The sequence below is a fragment of the Heyndrickxia sp. MSNUG genome, assembly GCF_049532715.1.
GTDB lineage: Bacteria > Bacillota > Bacilli > Bacillales > Cytobacillaceae > Mesobacillus.
Map to the genome: position 1 here is coordinate 3,659,627 of NZ_CP150978.1, position 21,034 is coordinate 3,680,660.

The following is a 21,034-nucleotide window of genomic DNA, read 5'->3' on the forward strand; positions in this document are numbered from 1 at the left end:
CAATCTTTTTCTTCTTCAAGTTGTTCTTGGATCCTTTCTCATAACAACTCCTTGCACTCTTTTTCTCTTTAGGTTGTTCTCGGATCCCTTCTCATAACAACTCGTTGCACCTTTTTCCTCTTTGAGTTGTTCTCGGATCCCTTCTCATAACAACTCGTTGCCCCTTTTTCCCTTTGAGTTGTTCTCGGACCCCTTCTCATAACAGTTGCACCTTTTTCCTCTTTGAGTTTCCAGCCTTCCTGCCACAAAAAAACCTTCCTGAAGAAAACAGGAAGGTTTTAAACATTTTAGATTCTTACGAATGGAGTAGACTTCAACCCATTCAAGAATTCGTCGAACTGTTTTAGATCCATCTGTTGTGCATTGTCGGATAAAGCTACTGCAGGATCCGGGTGTACCTCTGCCATGACGCCGTCTGCCCCGATCGCAAGTGCAGCTTTGGCTGTCGGAAGCAGCAGGTCTCTCCTGCCAGTCGAATGAGTGACGTCAACCAGTACTGGCAAGTGTGTTTCCTTCTTCAAAATTGGTACTGCGGAGATATCCAATGTATTCCTTGTTGCCCGTTCGTACGTCCGGATTCCGCGCTCGCAAAGGATAATCTGTCCGTTGCCCTGGGCCATGATATACTCTGCTGCATTAATGAACTCTTCAATCGTTGCAGCAAGTCCACGTTTTAGTAAAATTGGTTTATTTACAGCGCCTGCAGCCTTAAGCAGTTCAAAGTTCTGCATATTCCGTGCGCCTATTTGAATGACATCAAGATAGTCAACTGCCGTTTCAATATCAGCCGGATTGACGATTTCACTAATAACTGCCATATCGTACTCATCCGCAATACGTTTGAGGATTTTCAAACCTTCAAGTCCAAGCCCCTGGAAATCATATGGAGATGTTCTTGGTTTGAACGCGCCGCCGCGGAGCATTTTAAAGCCTTTTGCTTTTACTGCTTCAGCAACTGTGGCAACCTGTTCATATGACTCAACTGAACATGGCCCAAAAATAAAGTCTGGGTTCCCATCACCGATTTTTACACCTTTAATATCAATCACTGTATCTTCAGGCTTTTTCTTCCTTGATACCAGAAGCGCCTTGCGATGGTCATCAGACTGCAGCTCAAGGCCTGCCTTGAATATTTCTTTAAAAATGTGTTCTACTGTCGAGCTCTCAAAAGGACCGTTGTTATGCTCCTTGATTAAATTAAGCATATCTCTTTCTCTTACCGGGTCATAACGGTATACCCCTTGTGTTTCTTTTGCGCGGCCAATTTCCTGGACGAGCAGGGCTCTTTCATTAATCAATGATAAAAGCTCTAAATTCAATTCATCAACGCGATTTCTTAGCTGGTCTAAATTTTTACTCATTTTTCCGTCCCGTCCTTTCGAAATTCATTTTAGCCCTAAATCAGATAATCATCAAGAAAAGCAAACCATCGTCCCTTTTCTGTTACAAAACGGTGTCCACGAGAATCTCCACAAAGTCTGAATCTTCTTTATAGCCACAGCAATGTGTGATACTTTAATAATAATAAGGGTAATTATAGCCGAATTAATTTTAATTGTCACGCAATTTTCTTTAATAATTGAACGCTTTTAAGTAATAAAGCATTTTATGAGAATATAAGTTAGAAGGTGCATTGTTTTGCAAGGAAAAGATAAGCTGTTCGCCCTTGATATTGGAACCCGATCGGTAGTAGGAATTATTCTCGAGGAATCAGATGGCCGTCACGAGGTAATTGACATTCTTGTTCGTGAACATGAAGAAAGATCAATGCTCGATGGCCAGATCCATGACGTACTATCGGTTTCTGAAATTATCCAGGATATTAAATATGAGCTCGAAGCTTCACATGGACCGTTAACAAAGGTATGCGTTGCCGCTGCTGGGCGTGCATTGAAAACCGAACGCTCCAAAGCAATTGTCGATATTGTGGGACAGCCTATGCTTTCCAAGCAGGATATCCTCCATCTGGAATTGACTGCTGTTCAGCTTGCACAGGCAGCCGTTGCTGGAGAAAGGAATAATGACAATAGTCATCATTACTATTGTGTCGGATATTCTGTACTTTATTACCAGCTGGATGGAGAAGAGATCGGAAGTCTGATTGATCAGCGTGGAAACGAAGCGTCTGTTGAAATCATTGCGACCTTCCTTCCAAGGGTTGTTGTCGAATCACTGCTTTCTGCTTTGGACAGAGCAGGACTCGAAATGGATGCTTTGACACTTGAACCTATAGCGGCCATAAACGTATTAATTCCTGCCTCCATGAGAAGATTGAATGTAGCACTAGTAGATATTGGAGCAGGTACCTCGGATATTGCCCTTACCGATGCTGGAACTGTGATCGCTTATGGAATGGTACCTGTTGCCGGCGATGAAATTACAGAAGCAGTGAGTGATGAATTTTTACTGGACTTCCCCCTCGCTGAAAAAGCGAAACGAGAGCTTACAGAACAGGAATACATTAAAGTTACCGATATTCTCGGATTTGAGGAAGAAATAAGCAAGGAAGAGGCTATATCCCGCATATCCCCAGCGATCGACCGACTAGCTGAATCTATTGGGGAAGAAATTTTAAAGCTAAATAATTATAAATCTCCTAAAGCAGTCATGCTTGTTGGGGGAGGAAGCCTTACACCTGAATTGCCAAAAAGGCTTGCGAACAAGCTGAACCTTCCTGAAAACAGGGCTGCTATCCGGGGACTTGATGCGATTTCATCCGTCTCTTTCGCCAGCCATATTGAAAAAGGTCCTGAGCTTGTTACGCCAATTGGGATCGCGATTGCGGCCAAAAAATCGCCTGTCCAATACCATACAGTTCGTGTGAATGGCCAGCCAGTAAGGCTTTTTGAGGTTAACAAGCTAACTGTCGGTGATTGCTTACTGGCAGCAGGAATTAAAATGAATAGGCTTTACGGAAAACCTGGATTAGCAATGATTGTCAGCCTCAATGGAAAGAACGTCACGATTCCAGGCAATCATGGCCAGCCACCTGTTTTATTGCGAAATGGTGACCCGTGCGCGTTCGACGATGAGGTGCATGGAGGCGACGAGCTTACTGTTATAAAAGGAGCAGATGGTGCAAAAACAGATTTGACGCTTCATGACCTGATCGGTGAGGTGCCAAAAAAAGCAGTCATGATCAATGGCAGCAAACATGTAGTAAGTTCTGCTCTTACATGCAATGGTTTGCTTGCACCAATGTCAAAAGAAGTGGAGGACAGGGACCATATCACTTTTGAGATGCCAGTAACCATTGAGGATCTATTAAAGGAGCTTAATCTTGCTGAAATTTTAAATGAGGTACGGCCATTTACTATTACGATAGATGGCAAAGTTACGAAAATCCCTGCCTTTACCGGGAAAGTCTATTTGAATGGCATTGAGTCCAGTATTAAACAACCATTTGAACATTTGGATGATATTCGTTTTGAAAGGAGTTCCCAGCCCAACATTACGACAGCTGCTGAAATGTTGAATCTTAAAGTCTCAGAAACATTGCCGGTATTCTATAATGGTCAAGAGCTGTTATTAGCCAAGCAATTAATTGAATTTTACCGTAATGATATAAAGCTTAAACCGGAAGACATACTTTTTAACGGAGATCACCTTACTACCAGACAAAAAAAGCTGGAGCCCTTCATTTTCCAAGATATCTTCAATTTTGCCCAGGTCCAGATTCCAAAGGACAGCGGGCGATTCACTTTATTGAAAAATGGCGCCAGAGCTGGATTTGATGATTTACTTGCGCCAGGTGATGACATTAAGATTGTTTTTGATTAGAAAAGCGCAAGCGCCTTGATCAGCCCCGACAAGCGCTGGCCGACTAAAACCGCCACGTCCTGTGGCAACGTCGGCACTAGGACATCGTGTCCGTCGAAGGGCCGCCCAGTGAAGTCGTTCTTTGACTTCATTGGGCGGACTGAAGCGACTCGAGGGGCTAGGCGCTGGAGCTGGACACTTCTCGAAGTGAATTTAATTTCTTATCCCAAAATAAATAGAAAGTAAAAAAACATCCGATTTGGATGTTTTTTACTTTGCACTTTCTTCCTTTGCAGCTCCCATGCCTTTTGCAGTAATTTTAAAATGCGACGCATGCCAAGCTACATTTGAATTAACAAATAGAATTGCCTGTGGGGATTCATGTTTTATATGGAACTTTTCAGCAATATGATTTGATAGATCGCGTGAATCCTGGACTGTTAAAAAGTATAAATTATCGCTTGCATTTTTCTCGAATTTTGCGAATTCATCGTAGCCAGCCTGGCTGATTGGGCATGTTGTACTATGCTTTAGCATGAAGAACGTTTCTCCAGACTCTACAAGCTGATCAAATTGTTCGATTGTATCAATTTTTTGCATCATTCTAATTCTACTCTCCTTAAATAAAATAAACGGTGAAGTTATCTTACCACTTCACCGTTTTTATGACAAACTTACTGATTCAATTTGCTCTCAGTATCATCGAAAGCCTTTTGCGTTTCTTCAAGCTTTTTCTGGATTTCTTCTCCTGTAGCCGTGTGTGTGCTATCCATTGAGCTCGTCTCTGCCATTGAAGTTGGAACCTCTTGGAGTTCTCCCTCTTCAGCAAAGTCCGCTTCCGTTGTTTGTGAAGCAGTGCCAGCATTTTGCTGATTCTTCATGTCCTTCACTTTGTTGACGATAGTAGAAGATTGCTGTGAAACAGTCTCTTTCAGTCCGCTTGCTTTTTCCTTCGCTACTGAAGCAAGATCAATCCCTTTGCTCTTTAGAGTCGTAGTCTGCTCGTTTAGAGAGCCTCTAAGCTCTTTTCCAGTTTTCGGTGCAAGCAACAGTGCTGCAAGAGCGCCAGCAAGTCCGCCAACGATCGCTCCTGTAACAAAGTCTCTGGAATTGCTGCTGCTTTCACGCATTGAATTATTCGGATCGTATTGCGTATACTGATTTTGTTCTCTGTTTACCATATCTATCTCCACCTTTCTTTAATACCTTGCTCTTTCACGCTGTCTTACAACCATTTGTTCGCCAACCATCTGATCTTCAGTCATCTGGTGGTCAATCTGTGCCGTTTTTTTTGTCTTCCACTTATCCTTCAATTCCAGGAATACGTTGCTCCATTGAACAACCTGTGAAATTTTATCCTTATTCTTATCAAGCTGCAGGTCAACCATGTTTTGAACATTATGGATTGACTGGTTGAAACGCTGAACAGAATTCCCGACATCCTTAACAGCATTAACGACACTGTTTAGGCTTTCTGATTTTCTGGAGATATCATCTGCCAAATTGTTCGTCTTGTGCAGAAGCTCTGTTGTTTCACGAGTCACTCCATCCAACTGCTTCTCCAGGCCATCAAGTGTGCCTGATACACTGTCTAAAGTTGTTTGTAAGGATTTCAGTGTTTTTGAAAGAGAGATTACCAACACTAAAAATGCAATTGCTATTACAGCAACACTTAAATACAAAATTATTTCCACTATTTATACACCTCCGTTAGCATATTACATTTTACCCCGCATAAAGCGACGTAAACCATCTTGTCCAATAAGTATTTCAATAGAGACTGCACCTTTTCCTTCCTGAAAAAGAATATCTTTCTATTTTGTAAGTGTTCTTTCTAATCTTATATTTTTATCCATTTGGAAAACAGTACAAAATTCCCCATTTGGGTTACAATATGGTATGTATTCTATTTTTAATCTTTGCTCTGTTAAACAAGTCTGTTGATTTTCGTTCCAGGCGCTTCGCTTTCCGCGGGGCTGGCGCTGAGCCCGCAAGACATTGAGAAGCTTCCTCGAACCAGCCCGCGCACGATGAAAATGCCATAGCATTTTCGGAGGAGTCTTCGCGCCTTCCACTACAATCAACAGGGTATTAAAAATCAATATTAAGTTTTAACAGAGCCATAATATTAAGGAGTGATTCAGTTGAAAGACCCTCGTATTCAAACACTGGCAAAGAACTTGATCAATTACTCGGTCAAGCTTCAAAAAGGCGAAAAGGTTCTTATCGAAAACTTTGGCCTTCAGCGGGAGCTTGTCACAGCTCTAGTAAAAGAAGCGTATGCAGCAGGCGGATATCCATTCGTCTCTTTGAAGGATCACCAGGTTGACCGTGCATTGCTGATGGGTGCTCAGGAAGAACAATTCGATATGATCGCTGATTTTGAAGCGAATGTAATGAGCAAAATGGATGCATATATCGGTTTGCGTTCAGGTGATAACATCAATGAACATGCAGATGTCCCTGCAGATAAAATGAAAATCCATGGCAATACAGTTGGAAAGAAAGTACATAGAGATATCCGTGTTCCAAAAACAAAATGGGTTGTTTTGCGTTATCCAAATTCCGCTATGGCCCAATTAGCTAAAATGAGCACAGAAGCTTTCGAAGACTTCTATTTTAATGTCTGCAACCTTGACTACGGTAAGATGGATAAGGCAATGGACAGCCTTGCAGAATTGATGAACCGCACGGATAAAGTAAGACTTACAGGACCAGGGACCGATTTAACTTTCTCCATCAAGGATATTCCTGCAGTGAAATGTGCTGGTGAGCTAAATATTCCAGATGGTGAAGTTTACACTGCTCCTGTTCGCGATTCTGTAAATGGTGTGATCACATACAATACGCCTTCCCCATATCAAGGTTTTACTTTTGAAAATGTAAAATTAACATTCAGGGATGGCAAGATTGTCGAGGCAGAAGCAAACGACAGCGAGCGCATCAATAAGATCTTTGATACAGATGAAGGTGCCCGATTCATCGGTGAATTCGCAATTGGTGTAAATCCATATATCCTTCACCCAATGCAGGATATCTTGTTCGATGAAAAAATCGACGGAAGCTTCCACTTCACTCCAGGTCAATGCTATGATGATGCCTTCAACGGCAACCATTCTAATATTCACTGGGATATGGTCAACATCCAGCGCCCAGAATATGGCGGCGGAGAAATCTATTTCGATGATGTCCTGATCCGAAAAGATGGACGTTTCGTGATCCCTGAATTAGAGGGATTGAACCCTGAAAATCTAAAATAGGTACCTATAATAAAAAGGATGCGGCCAAATGGCCGCATCCTTTTTATTATTTAAACAAGTAATTGTTTCTCATATGCTTCCTGGAACTTCTGGATATCTCCTGCACCCATGAATAAAATTACGCCGCTCTCATGATTTTTAAGAACAGAAGTATCATCCTCAGCAATGATTTCAGCACCTTCTATTTTATCTTTCAAATCAGTGATTGAAAGCTTTCCGTGTACCTCACGGGCTGATCCAAAGATTTCACATAGATAAACTTTGTCTGCTTTGTTCAGGCTTTCAGCAAACTCATTCAAAAATGCCTGTGTCCTGGTAAAGGTATGTGGCTGGAAAACAGCGACAATTTCACGGTCAGGATATTTTTGTTTGGCAGCATCAATTGTTGCCTTGATTTCTGTCGGATGGTGGGCGTAGTCATCAATGATAATCTGGTCAGCAATCTTTTTTTCCGAGAATCTCCTTTTTACGCCTTCAAAGCTTTGAAGCTGATCCTGGATGACCTTTGACTCAATGTTTTCATAATGGCAAAGTGCAATAACCGCAAGTGAATTGAGCACATTATGGTCTCCAAAAGAAGGAATCGAGAAAGTGTCATAAAAAGTATTTCTGACAAAAACATCAAAGGTAGTCCCACTCGTCGATTTGACAATATTTCTGGCCTGAAAATCATTTTCTTCCCCAAATCCATAGAAAACGACAGGTACTTTTGCCTGGATTTTCTGAAGCTGTTCATCATCACCGCATGCGAAAATACCTTTTTTCACCTGCCAGGACATTTCCTGGAATGCGGAAAATACATCTTCGATATTGGCAAAGTAGTCCGGATGGTCAAAATCAATATTTGTCATGATTGCGTAGTCAGGGAAATAGGAAAGAAAGTGACGTCGGTATTCACATGCTTCGAACACAAAATACTGAGCGTCCCTGTCACCTTTTCCAGTGCCATCACCAATCAGGAATGATGTAGGCTTGGCGCCTCTCATCACATGAGCGAGAAGTCCAGTGGTCGATGTCTTGCCATGCGCACCGGTGATTGCTACGCTTGTGAAATTCTGCATGAAATCGCCCAGGAACCGATGGTACCTGATGATTGGAAGTCCGTGCTTCATCGCCTCCTGAATTTCTTCATGGGTATCCGGGTAGGCATTGCCGGCAATGATTGTCATTCCGGGCTGTATATTTTCCTTATTAAATGGAAGGATCTTTATTCCAGATTTCTCAAGGGCTACCTGGGTAAAAAAGTGCTTGTCATAATCGGAGCCCTGTACCTGATAGTCCATATCATGGAGAACTTGAGCTAAAGCACTCATTCCAGACCCCTTTATACCTACAAAATGGTAAATAGTCATATAAAGAACCTCCAACAACGTCTGTATGTAACACAGTATATGACAGATATCCTGTTTTGCTCTCATTACTCCTGAACGGTCATTCATCATCCGTCCGTTTGAAGATCAAAAGAAACAGTATGTTTTTATCTATCTGCTTTAATGTATTAAATCATTATAACATCAATTTTATGAATAACACAGTTCCAATAAAAACCGTAATCCTGCATAAAAGCACATTTTCCCTATTTTGGTACATTTAAACACTTTTAATGCAGGCCGGCTGGGAATTTATATTTTAGAAATCCACTTTTTCCAGACGCGGATTTGGCCTGAACTTTCTTCCGGATTTCGCCTGATGTTTGCCGTCCAGCATGACATTGTCACCAGTAAAGCCAATCTTCAGTTTTAATAAGCTGCCGCCAACACCATACATATCGACTGGTACATCATGCTTTTCAAAATCAAGGATTCTCTTTTCGCTGAATCCGCCGCTAACGACAATTTTAACATGGGAAAATCCTTCATCATCCAACGCTTTTCTTAAAGCGAAGATTAATTCAGCATTCACACCGCGAGGGTCAAATGTTCCGAGAAGATGCTGGTTGCGGAGAAAGTACTGGTCAATCATCGTCCGCGAAGTATCTACGCGAACTCCCTTAAGCATTTCCCTGAACTCCCTTGCAACTTTCAATGAATCTGTAATCGCATCATTATTATAATCTACAAGGGCAATCAAATCATCATTGGGAAAGGTTTCATGGTAAGCATGGGTAGCAGCTACGATATCTCCATTAAAGAGCTGGATTAACGCATGCGGCATCGTTCCCATCCCTTGTTTGCCCCACCATTCATTCATGGCATGAGTTGCCTGGGCTGTAGCACCGCCTATATAGGCAGCATATCCATCTCCAGCCTGGGTCGTATAATGGTCATCTCTGTCTCCCATGAAAATGACTGGCTTTTGCTTGCCAGAATAACTTGCTGCTTTGACGACGTTGTATACATTCGTCGAAACAGATGTCCTTCTTGCAAGAATTCCATCGATGATACCTTCCAGATATCCGAAATTCTGGTATGGCCCTGTGATTGTCAGGACGGTTTCGAATGGGGCGATTTTATCTCCATCCTTTAAAGAATAAATCTCCAATTCTTCCGGATTGTCAGCAAATGTTTTTACAAGCGCAATCACTTCATCCGTCCCGCAAAGAACTGCCTCATCCTTTTGGAAAAACTGCATCGTAATAATGTTATCTTCGTGATATTTCTTTACAAGCTCTCTTGTCTTAAGAAAATACACAGCCGAAAACCAGCCATCCCTGATTCTTTCATCAAACTTGAATGTATGATTTGTCAGGCGGCTGATTTTCCCCTGCATTTTCAATTCTATTTCCTTCATTCGAAAAGCTCCTTCAACATCAACCCTCAATAGGGCTCTGGGCATCTATCCTTAGTATAAGGATATGCTAATAAAGAATACCATTAATTAATTGAATGTACTAGTATCCTGAAGCGACTCCAGGTCAGCGGCGGAAATCAACACATCCCGTGGCTTGCTTCCCCTGCCTTCAGATATGAACCCCTGATGTTCCATCATTTCAATTAATCTGGCTGCCCGGTTATAGCCTATTTTAAAACGGCGCTGAACACTTGAAGTAGATGCCCCGCCCTGTTCAACGACAAATTCGCAGGCTTCATAGAAAAGTCCATCTTCTTCTTCTATAACCTGTGCTTTTTTCAGCAGCTCCTCTTGTTCAAACAAAAATTGTGGAGCACGCTGCTCTCTTGCAAATGCCACTATATCATCAATTTCATTGTCTGTCACATAAGTTCCCTGCAAGCGGAACGGTTTTGAAGATCCGTTTTCAAGGAACAGCATGTCCCCACGGCCAAGCAGCTTTTCAGCTCCGCTGATATCAATAATCGTCCTTGAATCGATTTGAGAAGATACTGAGAAAGCAATCCTTGTAGGTACATTAGCTTTAATCAATCCTGTAATGACATCTACGGATGGACGCTGAGTTGCAATAATCAAATGGATTCCGCAAGCACGCGCCTTTTGGGCAATCCTGCAGATTGCTTCTTCTACATCAGCGGGAGCCATCATCATCAAATCAGCCAACTCATCAATGACAATTACGATAAATGGAAGCTTTTCAGAGAACCTGCGGTGCTTGATGGCAAGCTCGTTGAAACGGTTGATATCACGTACGCCTGTATGCGCGAAAAGCTCGTATCTCCGCTCCATCTCTTCTACAGCCCACTTAAGTGAAGCAGTAGCCGCCTTCACATCTGTAATGACGGGGCTGACAAGATGCGGAATATTATTGTATGGAGCCAGTTCCACCATTTTCGGATCTATCAGCAGCAGTTTCACATCATCAGGATGTGCCTTGTAAAGTAAACTTACAAGCATGGTATTGATACAAACACTCTTCCCTGATCCAGTCGCACCGGCAATCAGGCCATGAGGCATTTTTTTCAAGTCAGTGATAATCGGATTTCCAGCAATGTCTAATCCAAGGGCGACCGCCAATGGCGATTCATGTTCAAGGAATGAGCCGCCCTGTAAAATTTCACTTAACAATACAGGTCTGCTTGAATGATTCGGAACCTCTATTCCAATCGTATGCTTTCCTGGGATAGGGGCTTCAATCCTGATATCCTTCGCAGCAAGGCTTAACTTAATGTCATCTGAAAGATTTGTAATTTTATTCACCTTGACACCTGGTTCAGGCTGTACCTCAAATCGAGTAACAGATGGCCCCTGTGTCATATTGACCACTCTTGCTCCTACATTGAAATTCCTCAACGTTTCATTCAGCATATGCTCCTGCTCTGCCAGCCACTCGGGATCAGGCTCCTTGAAAACCGGCGGGCTCAATAGATCAAGCGGCGGGAATTCATAGTCACCAGGTGCTTCTGCTTCGGTTTGGACTGCAGCAGCAACTTCATTCGTAACTGGTACTGATGGAGCAGTCTTTACTGGATCAGCCTGACTATTTAATATTACAGCTTCTTGCTGTATTGGTGCTGGTTGATTGACGAATTCCTGCTTAGGAGCCGTCTGTTCAAATTCATCCAATATACCTTCCTGGGAAACAGACTTTTCAGATATTGCCTGCTGCCTATCCGGCTGGAGAAGAGGTTCCTGTTCAATTACTATAGGTTGTCTATTTGCTTCTGAAGGAGCTGTCTGTTCCAAAGTCAATATTTCTGAATTTGCTGTTGTCTGGCCGTTTTTTTCCTCGTTATAATCTTTTGCGATCGTTCCGTTAGCTTGCTGGTCCGGTTCGGATGTGGCACTAATTTTCGATCTCTCTGCCATAAAAGAAGGATACTTTGATGATTTACGCTCTTCCCATTTCTTCCTATCCTGCTTAAGCATGATAACATTGAATGGAAGCTGTCTAGTCCTTGGTTGTTCAGGTTGTTCAGGTTGTCCTTGTTGTTCTTGTTGTTCTCGTTGTTCTGGTGGTTCTGGTTGTTCAACCCTTTGGTCAGGATAATTAGTTATTTCTGCGGCTGTCTGTTCTACAGTTTGCTTAACAGCTTCTTCCTTAACTAGAGCGCTATTATTTTCTTCATCAAACTCTTGCTGATTTACAGCTAATTCTTCTGTTATCACAGGAACTTTCTGAGAAAGACCAACCTCAAATATCTTATTCAACGCTTCTTCTTCTAATTGAGATTGTTCAGCACTAGTCACAGTTTCTATTTCTGTTTCTGTTTCTGTCTCAGTATCTGCAGCCTGTTGATAATTTTTTTCATCAGGTGCTTCTGCAGGATCTTCCATTATGTAAATATCCTGCTTCTCTGACTCATCTGCACTAACTGTTTCATTCTGTGAAGGGTTTTCTAAAAATCCTTCGGTACGGTTTACTTCAGCCATAGAGCTGACATATTCTTCACTGATGCCAGCGTCTCCGCCTGAAGTTACTTGATTATGTTCGAAACCGCGAAGTTCATATTCGACTTCATCAAGACCCTTTTTATTTTCTTGCTTTGGCTTAATAGGCGGCCTGTTATAGGCATAAATCGGCGAAGGAATTTCCGTTGGTTTAAAAGGCTGCCTGAATTTTGCTGAGCTTTCCTTTCTTGGTTCGTAGCGAAACTTCGAAGCTGTTTCCTTCACAGTATCCCGCTTGAAGCTTTGTGGCTTTTCCTTAACAGTTTCCTTGCGCGGCTTTGCAGAAGCTGCTTTTAAAGGTTCACCTTTCTCCTTTACTTTCAAGGGGCCTTTCTCCTTGAAAAGCGGCTTAATTTCAGCAACTGGCTCAACGTTTTCTGAAGTTACATGTTTTTTATTCACTTTTACAGTTCCACTATGCTCATCAGGAATCAAAGGGAAGCGGAACTGCCCTTTTGGATATTGATATAATACTCTCGCTTCTACATCTTTCTTTCCGTTTCGCTCTGTGTGCAAAGGCTTTTGAACAGATTGCACATGTTCAATATCTACAAGATTATCATCATCATCATTCTGGAACATCGTGAAAATCTTTTTTATCCAACTCAATTTAAATCACTCTTTCTTTCACTTTTCATTACTATTTTAACAGTTAATTCGTTTTTTTCGAGATAAATTGAAAGAATGAGTATTTTTTACGAGAATAAAACAGAGGAAAATAAACTTTCGGCATATGAATTCACCCAAATAATGACAAGCCATGAACATAAAGGAAAAAAGCCCGTTTTTATCGGGCTTTTGAACTAAATACGCCGGTTATTCTTTTTTCGTTTTTCCGAGAATGAAGATTGGTTCTAGTTCACCGTTTTCATAAAGAAAGCTTAAAGCAGTAATCGGCACTCTTCCACTCGCAAAAAAGCTCATTGTCATCTGGGCCAAAATATCATAACCTGTATTGTTTTCAACATCTGCGATAATCAAAACATCCTGATGGGGAACAGCTACCGCCATTGTCCCCTTCATCTGTTTTTTCATCTCATTCAAGAAGCTTGTATTCAATATCCTGCTAGCATCATAACCATCATTGGTATTGAGGAAATAAAAAGTATTATCAGCAACTCGGTCTTCCTTAAACTGCACTGATAGTGAACGGACATTGAACAAAGCTGTTTCACGGACCTGTTTGGCCGTCCAACCTTCTTTTTGCTGAAGCTTTGAATCAATCAGCCTATATGTATTACCAAGATCAAGTGCATAATAAATCCTTGTTTCTGCAGTGTGCTCATCATACAGGAAAGGTACGCCCTCCTCAGCCTCTGCTGGAAAAGAAGTCGATCGCATTACAGGGTAGATATTTTTTTCCTTCCCTGAAAGCTCCACTTTATTTTCCATTGCATTAAGTCCTTCAGATACGTAATAGACAACTTCATCAATCGCCTTTTCCTTCTGATCCTGCCATTTGGCAATGATGCCTGGCAGCGATACAGTGATTCCTTTTCCTGTATGAATATTTTCTATTCTCAGCTGGTCTTTCTCACGGTCATAGGTAAAAGAGCGATCCGGATGCTTCAGACGCTCCTCGAGTTCTTTACGCATTTTTCTGCTATCCATGAATACCCCTCCATTTCTTCAGGAGATTATGCCACTCATTTTACATGAAATTTCCCTCCACCTCAAAGGATGGAGGGAAAAGATTAAGCCAGGCCATCAATAAAGTTTTCGATTTCCTGCTGTGTTTTTCTGTTTTTACTTACAAAACGGCCAAGCTCTTTGCCATTATCATAAGCAATAAAGCTTGGAATACCGAAAACATCCTGCTGGATGCAAAGGTCGATGAAATCATCGCGATCAACTGATATGAATTCATATTCCTGATACTTGCTTTCTATTTCAGGCAGTACAGGCTCAATCACACGGCAATCCGGGCACCAGTCTGCAGTAAATAAAAATATATGTTTACCATTGTTTTTCAAGTCTTCGAATTGTTCCATTGACTCTAAATTTTTCATGGCGCTACCTCCTGGTAAAAATCTAATCTACTTCATATATTTTAAACATGCACAACCAAAAAAGAAACTAATCCGATTTGACTCATGGATATTATCTAAAAAAGGAACGCTGTCAATTTGACAGCGTTCACTTCATTTTCACTGAATTAGCGATTTTCATCATAGCTTCAGCATTTTTTTTAATATTGTCCGTTTCGGTAGTCAGCTTTACCCCGCCTATGCCAACAATCAACTGATATTGATTATCTTTGAGTTTTTTTACCAGCATATAACCAAATTTGCCGCCTTTATTGTATGTTTCATTTACGTCCCATTTTTTTTGCTGCTTCATGGTTGATTCGTAGACGACCTTGCTATCTTCTTTTTCATGCTGATTATAAAATAAAATATAAGTCCTTGACCCGTTTTTAAGAAGTATATTGTTAGGTGATTCATCTGCTACTTCAATGCCAAATGGCATATGATACTCTATATCTTTATTACTATTATTTGTTTTCTCCGGTGTGCTCTCAAAAACACTGCCCACCGCTTCATCCGCCGCTATCTTGTCATCAGAAAACGAGGCAGAGCAAGCTCCAAGGAGAAATACTCCTATAATAACAAGCCCAAATAGCTTTATGAACTTTATCATACTTTTTTCCTCCCTGTAAGGACTAACACTTCTTTTCTATCATACCTTTCTTGGTAATTAACTTACAAGACTTGTACAGTAAAAATTGTTGGAAAATATAACATTTTTCAGAAATTTGTCGAAAGATCTTTTGAAAAGCAAATAGTTATCATATATTTCCTATTACGAAAATTGAGAAAGAGCGGGGGCAGGTGAGACCTAGGTTGAAATGATCTACCATAAGGGGCATTTAGCCAGCAAGAGGCCGCGATGAGGAGACTCACCGCTCACAACGCGGAAAGCGAAGCATGGAACAAATTATAACGACTATTCGGTAAATGATTTTTAGCCTGAATGGTCATGAGAGCCATTATAACGACCACTTGTTAGATGATTTTTTACTCGAATGGCCATAAGAGATTTTTCAACATCACTGCACAACTGAATAAAAAAGATGTCGTGGACCTGTTTTTCCGAGTTTGTCTACAGTTGAAAGACAGTCCATTAGACTGTCTTTTCATCTCGCCCTGTTTGGTATTCGTATTGTCCTGCGAGCAGTTTCATGACATGGAGAAACATTTCGCTTCGATTTACCTGGCCATTTGTAAAAATGCCCACTGCTCCTTCATTTTTACGGACATTCTGTTTATTCGCATATTCTTCCATTACAGGACCTAGCTCTTTACCTGCTAATACCTTCTCGGCAACTTCTTCAGGAAGGAGTAGCCTTGCTCCGCCAGCAATAATTGGCTTCCTCCCTTTAGCGGCCAGTGCTCCCCAATTGCAAAGCAACAGTCCATGCGGGGTCTGATGGACTCCACCTTCAAGTCCTATGCCGATTGGGGCTCCTGCTTTTTCTGCCGCCTCAATCGCCCTGTTAATCGCACCTTTAATCGTTTCTTCGTCAGACATTGGCTGCTCACTCACACCTGATGCTGCGTCAACTGCCATGATATCAAAATGATGATCTTTAAAGGCTTCCTCAACTGCAGTGATTTTAGCTGGATTCTTTGAACCGATTGCTATTTTCATTTTTATCTCCTTCCAAACTCAAGAAAAAGAGGCAGTTTTTCAGCTGCCTCTTACTTATTTTTTCATCAAACAACGTTTGAACAACGTCACTTGCCCCAGCGTCTAGTCCTACTAACCCTTTTAAGGGCGCTTTGACACTTGCCTTAGCTATTGTTTTTAATAGTTTCCACAGTTGTCTTATCGCATGCTTTCACTAGCTTGACAAGCAATTCCTTTGCTGCAGCATAGTCATCAACATGGATCATTGAAGCAGCTGTATGGATGTAACGTGAACAGATCCCAATTACCGCACTTGGAATTCCTTCGTTTGATGTATGGACTCTTCCTGCGTCTGTGCCACCCTGTGAAACAAAGTACTGGTATGGGATATTGTGGGTTTCAGCCATATCAAGAATAAACTCTCTCATGCCGCGGTGCGTCACCATTGAGCGGTCGAGAATTCTTAACAAAGTTCCTTTACCAAGCTGGCCGAATTCATTTTTATCACCTGACATATCATTTGCCGGACTCGCATCAAGCGCAAAGAAAAGATCTGGGTCAATCATATTGGCTGCAGTTTGTGCGCCTCTAAGACCTACTTCCTCCTGAACTGTCGCACCAGAATAAAGCATATTTGGAAGCTGGATGTCCTTTGTCTCTTTTAATAATTCGATTGCCAGGCCGCAGCCATAACGATTATCCCAGGCTTTAGCCAAAATCTTTTTCTCATTTGCCATCGGAGTGAATGGGCAAATAGGAACAATTTGCTGGCCGGGCTTAATGCCGATTTTGATTGCATCCTCTTTGTCATCTGCACCGATATCAATCAGCATGTTCTTGATTTCCATAGGCTTGTTGCGTTTTGACTCATCCAAAAGGTGAGGAGGGATAGAACCGATCACTCCAGTAATCGGCCCATTTTTTGTGATGATCTGGACACGCTGTGCTAGCAGAACCTGACTCCACCATCCTCCAAGTGTCTGGAAACGGATCATCCCATTTTTCGTAATAGAGGTAACCATGAAGCCTACCTCATCCATATGGCCTGCTACCATGATTTTCGGACCGTTCGGGTCTCCTTTTTTCACTCCGAATACACTGCCTAATTTATCCTGTATCAATTCATCTGAATACTGTCCTAATTGTTCACGCATAAAACTGCGCACTGCATGCTCGTTCCCCGGTGCACCAGGTAATTCAGTCAATGTTTTAAAAAGACTTAATGTTTGCTCGTTCATCTCATTGCTCCTTTTCACCAAAAATTTAGATTACCTAAAGATTATGTATTTATACAATGTATTTTACAGATTATTGTTTATGCTTGCCAGTCTTTATCAAGTCATTCCGATTTTTTCTATGCGTTGTTAAAATGGCTTTTGATTTTTACTCCAATCAACATGTGCTAAAAATCAACATTCTCCTTTATCACAGCATAATTCTAATAATTCCATTCATTATGTAGTAATGTGTATTATTTCTTTGCTCGATCATGCTGATTTGTTATGATGTAGGTATCTTTAAATCCATATATAACCTTGGGGGTACTTGACTATGAACTGGAAAATCTTTTTCATTGGTGTCGGTGCTGGTCTGGCAGGTGCTTATGCTGTAAAGGAACTTGCTTCCCAGAAGGAAACTGTTTCAGCAGACAAAGTGCTGCAGCATGCAAAATCAGTTTTTAAAAAATCAGGTCCAATCAGCGGCTCTTGGATCAATATGAACGCAGAATTGTACACAAAGCCGCCTCTTGAATATCAAGTTTACAAAGGTGGAATCTCCCGAAATGTGGATGGCCAGGTAGAGCAGTATGAATTTATCGCTGACGCTTCTACAGGAGCCATTCTCGATACTTATCCTTTAAATTAAGACCTGCAGATGCAGGTCTATTTTTTTCGTTCGATTGTTTCTGTTATTTCGCCTTCATTATCAAATTTAACCGCACGGTAAACTGCATCATGGTAAAAAGTAAACCAGGCATCTTTGCTGATGCCGTATTCCAGCCACTTTTGTTTAGCAGAAATAGAATCCATCGGATAATCATCATAAGCCATTACCCAAAGAGGGTTCTGATGAGCATGGGTCGGCATGATGTCCGCCATGTGAACCACAGTCATTCCTTCGTCCTCAATGATTAAAATGGCATGTCCATCACTGTGACCGCCAGTGTGAATCATTTTGATTGGTCCAAAAGACCACTCTTTCTCAAACGTCTCAACTTGCTGTTCGATCCCCTGCCAATTTTCTTTCCAATATGTACTTTTTGAACGGATATTCGGGTTGCGCATCTCATCCCATTCAATTTTCGAAGTGATGATTTTAGCATTGGGAAAAACAGATACAAGCTCCCCATTTATTACCTTCGTCAACCCGCAGGCATGATCAAAATGCATGTGAGTCATCAATACGTAATGAATATCTTCAGTCGATAAACCCAATTGGTTCAGCTCTGAATCCAAGCTTGATTCCCCAAGAACTCCAAAATTGCGTTTTTGTTTCTCATTCAATTTTCCATTCCCCATACCGCTTTCAACAAGAAAGTTCTTTCCCTCAGCCTGGATCAAAATCGGATCAGTACGCAGTTCAATCTGGTTTTTTTCATTCACATCATATTTGCGGGACCATAACGCTTTTGGGACAACCCCAAACATTGCGCCACCATCAAGATGAGTAACTCCTCCGTTCAGCCATTCGAGTTTAACATTCCGAAGCTTAAGCTTTTCCATATGCATCCCCCTTTTTATTGATTGTAACACCCCAATTCTAAATTTTTAAATAAATACTCTTACTCATACTCTCAATTCGGGCTGCTCTAATACAAATTCACATTATTTTGGTCTAACCCTGTTACAAAAGAAGCTTCTAATATCGAAATTTTGGCGAAGTTCACAAGTATTTTGGCGATATTCTAATTATATTGGTGCTGTTTAAAATTTTATTGGCCATGTTCACAACTTTTTTGGCGAACTGGAAATTATCTGCACTTTTTTCCAATTGCCCCTTAGCAATAGTGCTTCGGCATTGACAAAACACAAAAAACCGATCGATGAACTTCGACCGGTTTTTCGCATTCTTTATTCAGCTATAAATTGAACCTCGCAGCGATAAATCCTGCTGCCTCGGGAAGAAAACTTCTCTTCGTATTCAGTCATGATATTGCCTTCGTATTCGCTGTTATGAAGGTCAAGGCTTACATACTTAAGCAACATGCCATAGTGCGAAAAGCTGACCAGTGAGTATTCAAATAAACCCTGGTTATCAGTTTTGAAGTGAATTTCTCCATTTTTAACAAGGATGGCTTCGTACACTTCAAGGAAGGACTTAAAAGTCAACCTTCTCTTTTCATGACGAGTTTTAGGCCATGGATCAGAGAAATTTAAATAGACGCGGTGTATATCACCGCTTTTAAAGTACTTAGCTAGTTCAGCACCGTTTACATTCATCAGCTTACAGTTTGGGAGATCTGAATCGATTAAACGGTCAAGTGCACTAACTATGACGCTTTCCTGCAGTTCGATACCAATATAGTTAATGTCAGGATTTGCTTTTGCCATTCCCGTGATGAACTGACCCTTTCCGGTTCCAATTTCAATATGGAGCGGCTGGCTTTTTTCAAATGCTGCTCCCCAGTTCCCACGGAAAGCTTCCGGATCCTGGATGACGTAATTTGAGTATTCCTGCAATTTATCTTTTGCCCACGGCTTATGTCTTAATCTCATACTTACACCTCTGTACTATTTTCATTCGTTTCAAACGATATCATGCAACCCATATGTTTTCAAGGTAAAATTTTCTTTGAACATGGTATTTGGCGGATTATCAAACGATTGTTTCCAGACGAAAAGGTCGTGCTAGATGTATAAACGCAAAAAGGAATCCACACTATAATGGTGAATTCCTTTTAAAAATGAAAGGGTGATCAGTGTGCCATTAAGCCACCATGACCAGGTAAATTTATTAAAGGATATATTAAGCAACCAGCAGACTGACTGCTGCGGATCGGTTGCGGAGTATCAGCAGTTGGAACGTCTCATTAAGTCTTTGATGGTCAACACAAATGTTGACGGCAATATAAAATCAATTTTACAGGATGTTTATCACTACAGCCAAAACGGGGTTAACGCCTCGGATTTGGAGCAGCATATCCAAACCAACCAAAATCAATTATCCCAATGGGTAGATGATATTGGTCAGTTTTCATAAAAAAAGAATTAAAAAAGTGCTTTTAAAAATTCAATCCATTTATCCATTTCAGGAATGCGATTCTGGTTTTTGTGCCATTGAATGGACGAAAGCGATTGCGCAAGTGCATACCACTTCATCCTTTGCTTGAGATTTTCTGTCAAGCTGATGCCATACATCTCGAGCCATTCTTCCCATGACTCTTTGGGTATGTATGAATATAGGAGAAGGCCAAGGTCAATGGCAGGATCAGCAATCATCGCGCCATCCCAATCGATTAAATACAACTGGTTGTCTTCAGTAAGCAGCCAGTTGTTATGATTAACATCACAATGGCAAACCACCTTTTCATGAAAGTCGACATTTCCCACGTTTTCTGTAAGAAACTTCATCGAATCTTTCACTGCAGGCTTTGCCCTAAGTTCTTCATCCAATTCCTCGTTTAATGCATGCAGGATCATCTCAGGCTGCAAAGGACTTTTGCCTAGCCTGGTAAGCATGCCTAGCAAAGGTTCAGAGGCATGGATCTTCTTTAAAAGCTTTGCCACCCGGTCATCATTCATATCACCGGGCTTCAACTCTCTTCCATTCATCCATTGCTGTGCTGTTATTACATCTCCGTTTTCTAACCTTTTAGTCCAAACAAGCTTGGGTACGATTCCTTCTGCGGAGAGTACAGCAAGAAAAGGGGACGAATTACGTTTTAAAAACAGCCTTTGTTCTTCATGCTGTGCAAAATAAGCAGCACCTGTTGCGCCGCCAGCAGGAACGATTTCCCAATCCTGTCCAAATAAATGTTCCAAAGTTAGTCACCTTCAATTTATCACTATTTCCCTTATGCTAAAAAACCGGAAATGTATCTAGAAAATATAAATTCACTGTTGTTCTTATTATCGGAAATTAGAAAAGCGCAAGCGCCTTGGTCAGCCCCGACAAGCGTTGGAGGGCCGGCCAGTGAAGTCGCT

The 21,034-nt window shown here is 41.4% G+C and carries 19 protein-coding genes; 4 read left to right on the forward strand and 15 right to left on the reverse strand.

From position 1 onward, the window contains the following. Positions 1 to 287: 287 nt before the first annotated feature. Entirely contained in the window at positions 288 to 1,361 is a 1,074-nt protein-coding gene (locus AABM38_RS18425; protein ID WP_335376485.1) for a bifunctional 3-deoxy-7-phosphoheptulonate synthase/chorismate mutase, read from the reverse strand. 277 nt (positions 1,362 to 1,638) lie between these two features. On the opposite strand from AABM38_RS18425, the gene AABM38_RS18430 reads away from it, so the two are divergent. Continuing rightward, on the forward strand, positions 1,639 to 3,780 hold the full coding sequence (locus tag AABM38_RS18430) for a cell division FtsA domain-containing protein (protein WP_423407693.1): 2,142 nt from the start codon (positions 1,639 to 1,641) through the stop codon (positions 3,778 to 3,780). 249 nt (positions 3,781 to 4,029) lie between these two features. Here the strand turns inward: AABM38_RS18430 and ytxJ are convergent, their stop codons facing one another. The 3 genes from ytxJ to AABM38_RS18445 all read right to left on the reverse strand — a co-directional run bounded on the left by ytxJ (position 4,030) and on the right by AABM38_RS18445 (position 5,453). After that, positions 4,030 to 4,362, reverse strand: a complete 333-nt coding sequence (gene ytxJ / locus AABM38_RS18435) for a bacillithiol system redox-active protein YtxJ (RefSeq protein ID WP_423407694.1) — start codon at positions 4,360 to 4,362, stop codon at positions 4,030 to 4,032. Positions 4,363 to 4,433: 71 nt separating this feature from the next. Then, positions 4,434 to 4,940 (reverse strand): YtxH domain-containing protein, encoded by a 507-nt coding sequence (locus AABM38_RS18440; protein WP_423407695.1) that lies wholly within the window; start codon positions 4,938 to 4,940, stop codon positions 4,434 to 4,436. A gap of 18 nt (positions 4,941 to 4,958) precedes the next feature. Beyond that, positions 4,959 to 5,453, reverse strand: a complete 495-nt coding sequence (locus AABM38_RS18445; protein WP_423407696.1) for a DUF948 domain-containing protein — start codon at positions 5,451 to 5,453, stop codon at positions 4,959 to 4,961. Positions 5,454 to 5,903: 450 nt separating this feature from the next. On the opposite strand from AABM38_RS18445, the gene AABM38_RS18450 reads away from it, so the two are divergent. Next, positions 5,904 to 7,019, forward strand: a complete 1,116-nt coding sequence (locus AABM38_RS18450) for an aminopeptidase (RefSeq protein ID WP_423407697.1) — start codon at positions 5,904 to 5,906, stop codon at positions 7,017 to 7,019. A 50-nt stretch (positions 7,020 to 7,069) separates the two neighbouring features. Here AABM38_RS18450 and murC read toward each other — a convergent pair whose 3' ends face one another. From murC to AABM38_RS18490, 8 genes are all read right to left on the reverse strand, one after another. After that, the gene (gene murC, locus AABM38_RS18455; RefSeq protein WP_423407698.1) at positions 7,070 to 8,371 is read right to left on the reverse strand and encodes a UDP-N-acetylmuramate--L-alanine ligase; all 1,302 of its coding nucleotides are present in this window, start codon (positions 8,369 to 8,371) and stop codon (positions 7,070 to 7,072) included. 277 nt (positions 8,372 to 8,648) lie between these two features. After that, positions 8,649 to 9,749 carry a nicotinate phosphoribosyltransferase gene (locus AABM38_RS18460; RefSeq protein WP_423407699.1) on the reverse strand — a complete coding sequence of 367 codons (1,101 nt, stop codon included), beginning with the start codon at positions 9,747 to 9,749 and terminating at the stop codon, positions 8,649 to 8,651. An 87-nt stretch (positions 9,750 to 9,836) separates the two neighbouring features. Then, positions 9,837 to 12,869, reverse strand: a complete 3,033-nt coding sequence (locus tag AABM38_RS18465; RefSeq protein ID WP_423407700.1) for a DNA translocase FtsK — start codon at positions 12,867 to 12,869, stop codon at positions 9,837 to 9,839. Positions 12,870 to 13,076: 207 nt separating this feature from the next. Further along, complete coding sequence (locus AABM38_RS18470; protein ID WP_423407701.1) at positions 13,077 to 13,871, reverse strand: DUF1444 domain-containing protein; 795 nt, start codon at positions 13,869 to 13,871, stop codon at positions 13,077 to 13,079. A gap of 83 nt (positions 13,872 to 13,954) precedes the next feature. Then, entirely contained in the window at positions 13,955 to 14,269 is a 315-nt protein-coding gene (locus AABM38_RS18475) for a thioredoxin family protein (RefSeq protein ID WP_335376495.1), read from the reverse strand. A 127-nt stretch (positions 14,270 to 14,396) separates the two neighbouring features. Then, on the reverse strand, positions 14,397 to 14,900 hold the full coding sequence (locus tag AABM38_RS18480) for a hypothetical protein (protein WP_423407702.1): 504 nt from the start codon (positions 14,898 to 14,900) through the stop codon (positions 14,397 to 14,399). A gap of 483 nt (positions 14,901 to 15,383) precedes the next feature. After that, positions 15,384 to 15,911: a DUF84 family protein gene (locus AABM38_RS18485; RefSeq protein WP_423407703.1), complete on the reverse strand. Its 528-nt coding sequence runs from the start codon at positions 15,909 to 15,911 to the stop codon at positions 15,384 to 15,386. Between the two features lie 143 nt (positions 15,912 to 16,054). Beyond that, positions 16,055 to 17,128 carry a M42 family metallopeptidase gene (locus tag AABM38_RS18490; RefSeq protein ID WP_423407704.1) on the reverse strand — a complete coding sequence of 358 codons (1,074 nt, stop codon included), beginning with the start codon at positions 17,126 to 17,128 and terminating at the stop codon, positions 16,055 to 16,057. A gap of 313 nt (positions 17,129 to 17,441) precedes the next feature. Between AABM38_RS18490 and AABM38_RS18495 the strand changes: the two genes are divergently transcribed. Continuing rightward, a complete protein-coding gene (locus AABM38_RS18495; protein ID WP_423407705.1) occupies positions 17,442 to 17,756 on the forward strand; it encodes a hypothetical protein in 315 nt (104 codons plus the stop codon). A 17-nt stretch (positions 17,757 to 17,773) separates the two neighbouring features. Here AABM38_RS18495 and AABM38_RS18500 read toward each other — a convergent pair whose 3' ends face one another. Next, the gene (locus tag AABM38_RS18500) at positions 17,774 to 18,613 is read right to left on the reverse strand and encodes a YtnP family quorum-quenching lactonase (RefSeq protein WP_423407706.1); all 840 of its coding nucleotides are present in this window, start codon (positions 18,611 to 18,613) and stop codon (positions 17,774 to 17,776) included. A 348-nt stretch (positions 18,614 to 18,961) separates the two neighbouring features. After that, positions 18,962 to 19,606 (reverse strand): tRNA (guanosine(46)-N7)-methyltransferase TrmB, encoded by a 645-nt coding sequence (trmB, locus tag AABM38_RS18505; protein WP_423407707.1) that lies wholly within the window; start codon positions 19,604 to 19,606, stop codon positions 18,962 to 18,964. A gap of 205 nt (positions 19,607 to 19,811) precedes the next feature. On the opposite strand from trmB, the gene AABM38_RS18510 reads away from it, so the two are divergent. Next, positions 19,812 to 20,090, forward strand: a complete 279-nt coding sequence (locus AABM38_RS18510) for a YtzH-like family protein (protein WP_335376502.1) — start codon at positions 19,812 to 19,814, stop codon at positions 20,088 to 20,090. An 8-nt stretch (positions 20,091 to 20,098) separates the two neighbouring features. Here AABM38_RS18510 and AABM38_RS18515 read toward each other — a convergent pair whose 3' ends face one another. Further along, positions 20,099 to 20,872: a phosphotransferase gene (locus AABM38_RS18515; protein WP_423407708.1), complete on the reverse strand. Its 774-nt coding sequence runs from the start codon at positions 20,870 to 20,872 to the stop codon at positions 20,099 to 20,101. Between the last annotated feature and the right edge of the window lie 162 nt (positions 20,873 to 21,034).

Excerpts from the sequence above, each read along its gene's own strand:
- AABM38_RS18425 (WP_335376485.1), bottom strand. The coding sequence starts at position 1,361 with ATGAGTAAAAATTTAGACCAGCTAAGAAATCGCGTTGATGAATTGAAT.
- ytxJ (WP_423407694.1), bottom strand. The coding sequence starts at position 4,362 with ATGATGCAAAAAATTGATACAATCGAACAATTTGATCAGCTTGTAGAG.
- AABM38_RS18440 (WP_423407695.1), bottom strand. The coding sequence starts at position 4,940 with ATGGTAAACAGAGAACAAAATCAGTATACGCAATACGATCCGAATAAT.
- murC (WP_423407698.1), bottom strand. The coding sequence starts at position 8,371 with ATGACTATTTACCATTTTGTAGGTATAAAGGGGTCTGGAATGAGTGCT.
- AABM38_RS18460 (WP_423407699.1), bottom strand. The coding sequence starts at position 9,749 with ATGAAGGAAATAGAATTGAAAATGCAGGGGAAAATCAGCCGCCTGACA.
- AABM38_RS18470 (WP_423407701.1), bottom strand. The coding sequence starts at position 13,871 with ATGGATAGCAGAAAAATGCGTAAAGAACTCGAGGAGCGTCTGAAGCAT.
- AABM38_RS18475 (WP_335376495.1), bottom strand. The coding sequence starts at position 14,269 with ATGAAAAATTTAGAGTCAATGGAACAATTCGAAGACTTGAAAAACAAT.
- AABM38_RS18480 (WP_423407702.1), bottom strand. The coding sequence starts at position 14,900 with ATGATAAAGTTCATAAAGCTATTTGGGCTTGTTATTATAGGAGTATTT.
- AABM38_RS18485 (WP_423407703.1), bottom strand. The coding sequence starts at position 15,911 with ATGAAAATAGCAATCGGTTCAAAGAATCCAGCTAAAATCACTGCAGTT.
- AABM38_RS18490 (WP_423407704.1), bottom strand. The coding sequence starts at position 17,128 with ATGAACGAGCAAACATTAAGTCTTTTTAAAACATTGACTGAATTACCT.
- AABM38_RS18495 (WP_423407705.1), top strand. The coding sequence starts at position 17,442 with ATGAACTGGAAAATCTTTTTCATTGGTGTCGGTGCTGGTCTGGCAGGT.
- AABM38_RS18500 (WP_423407706.1), bottom strand. The coding sequence starts at position 18,613 with ATGGAAAAGCTTAAGCTTCGGAATGTTAAACTCGAATGGCTGAACGGA.
- trmB (WP_423407707.1), bottom strand. The coding sequence starts at position 19,606 with ATGAGATTAAGACATAAGCCGTGGGCAAAAGATAAATTGCAGGAATAC.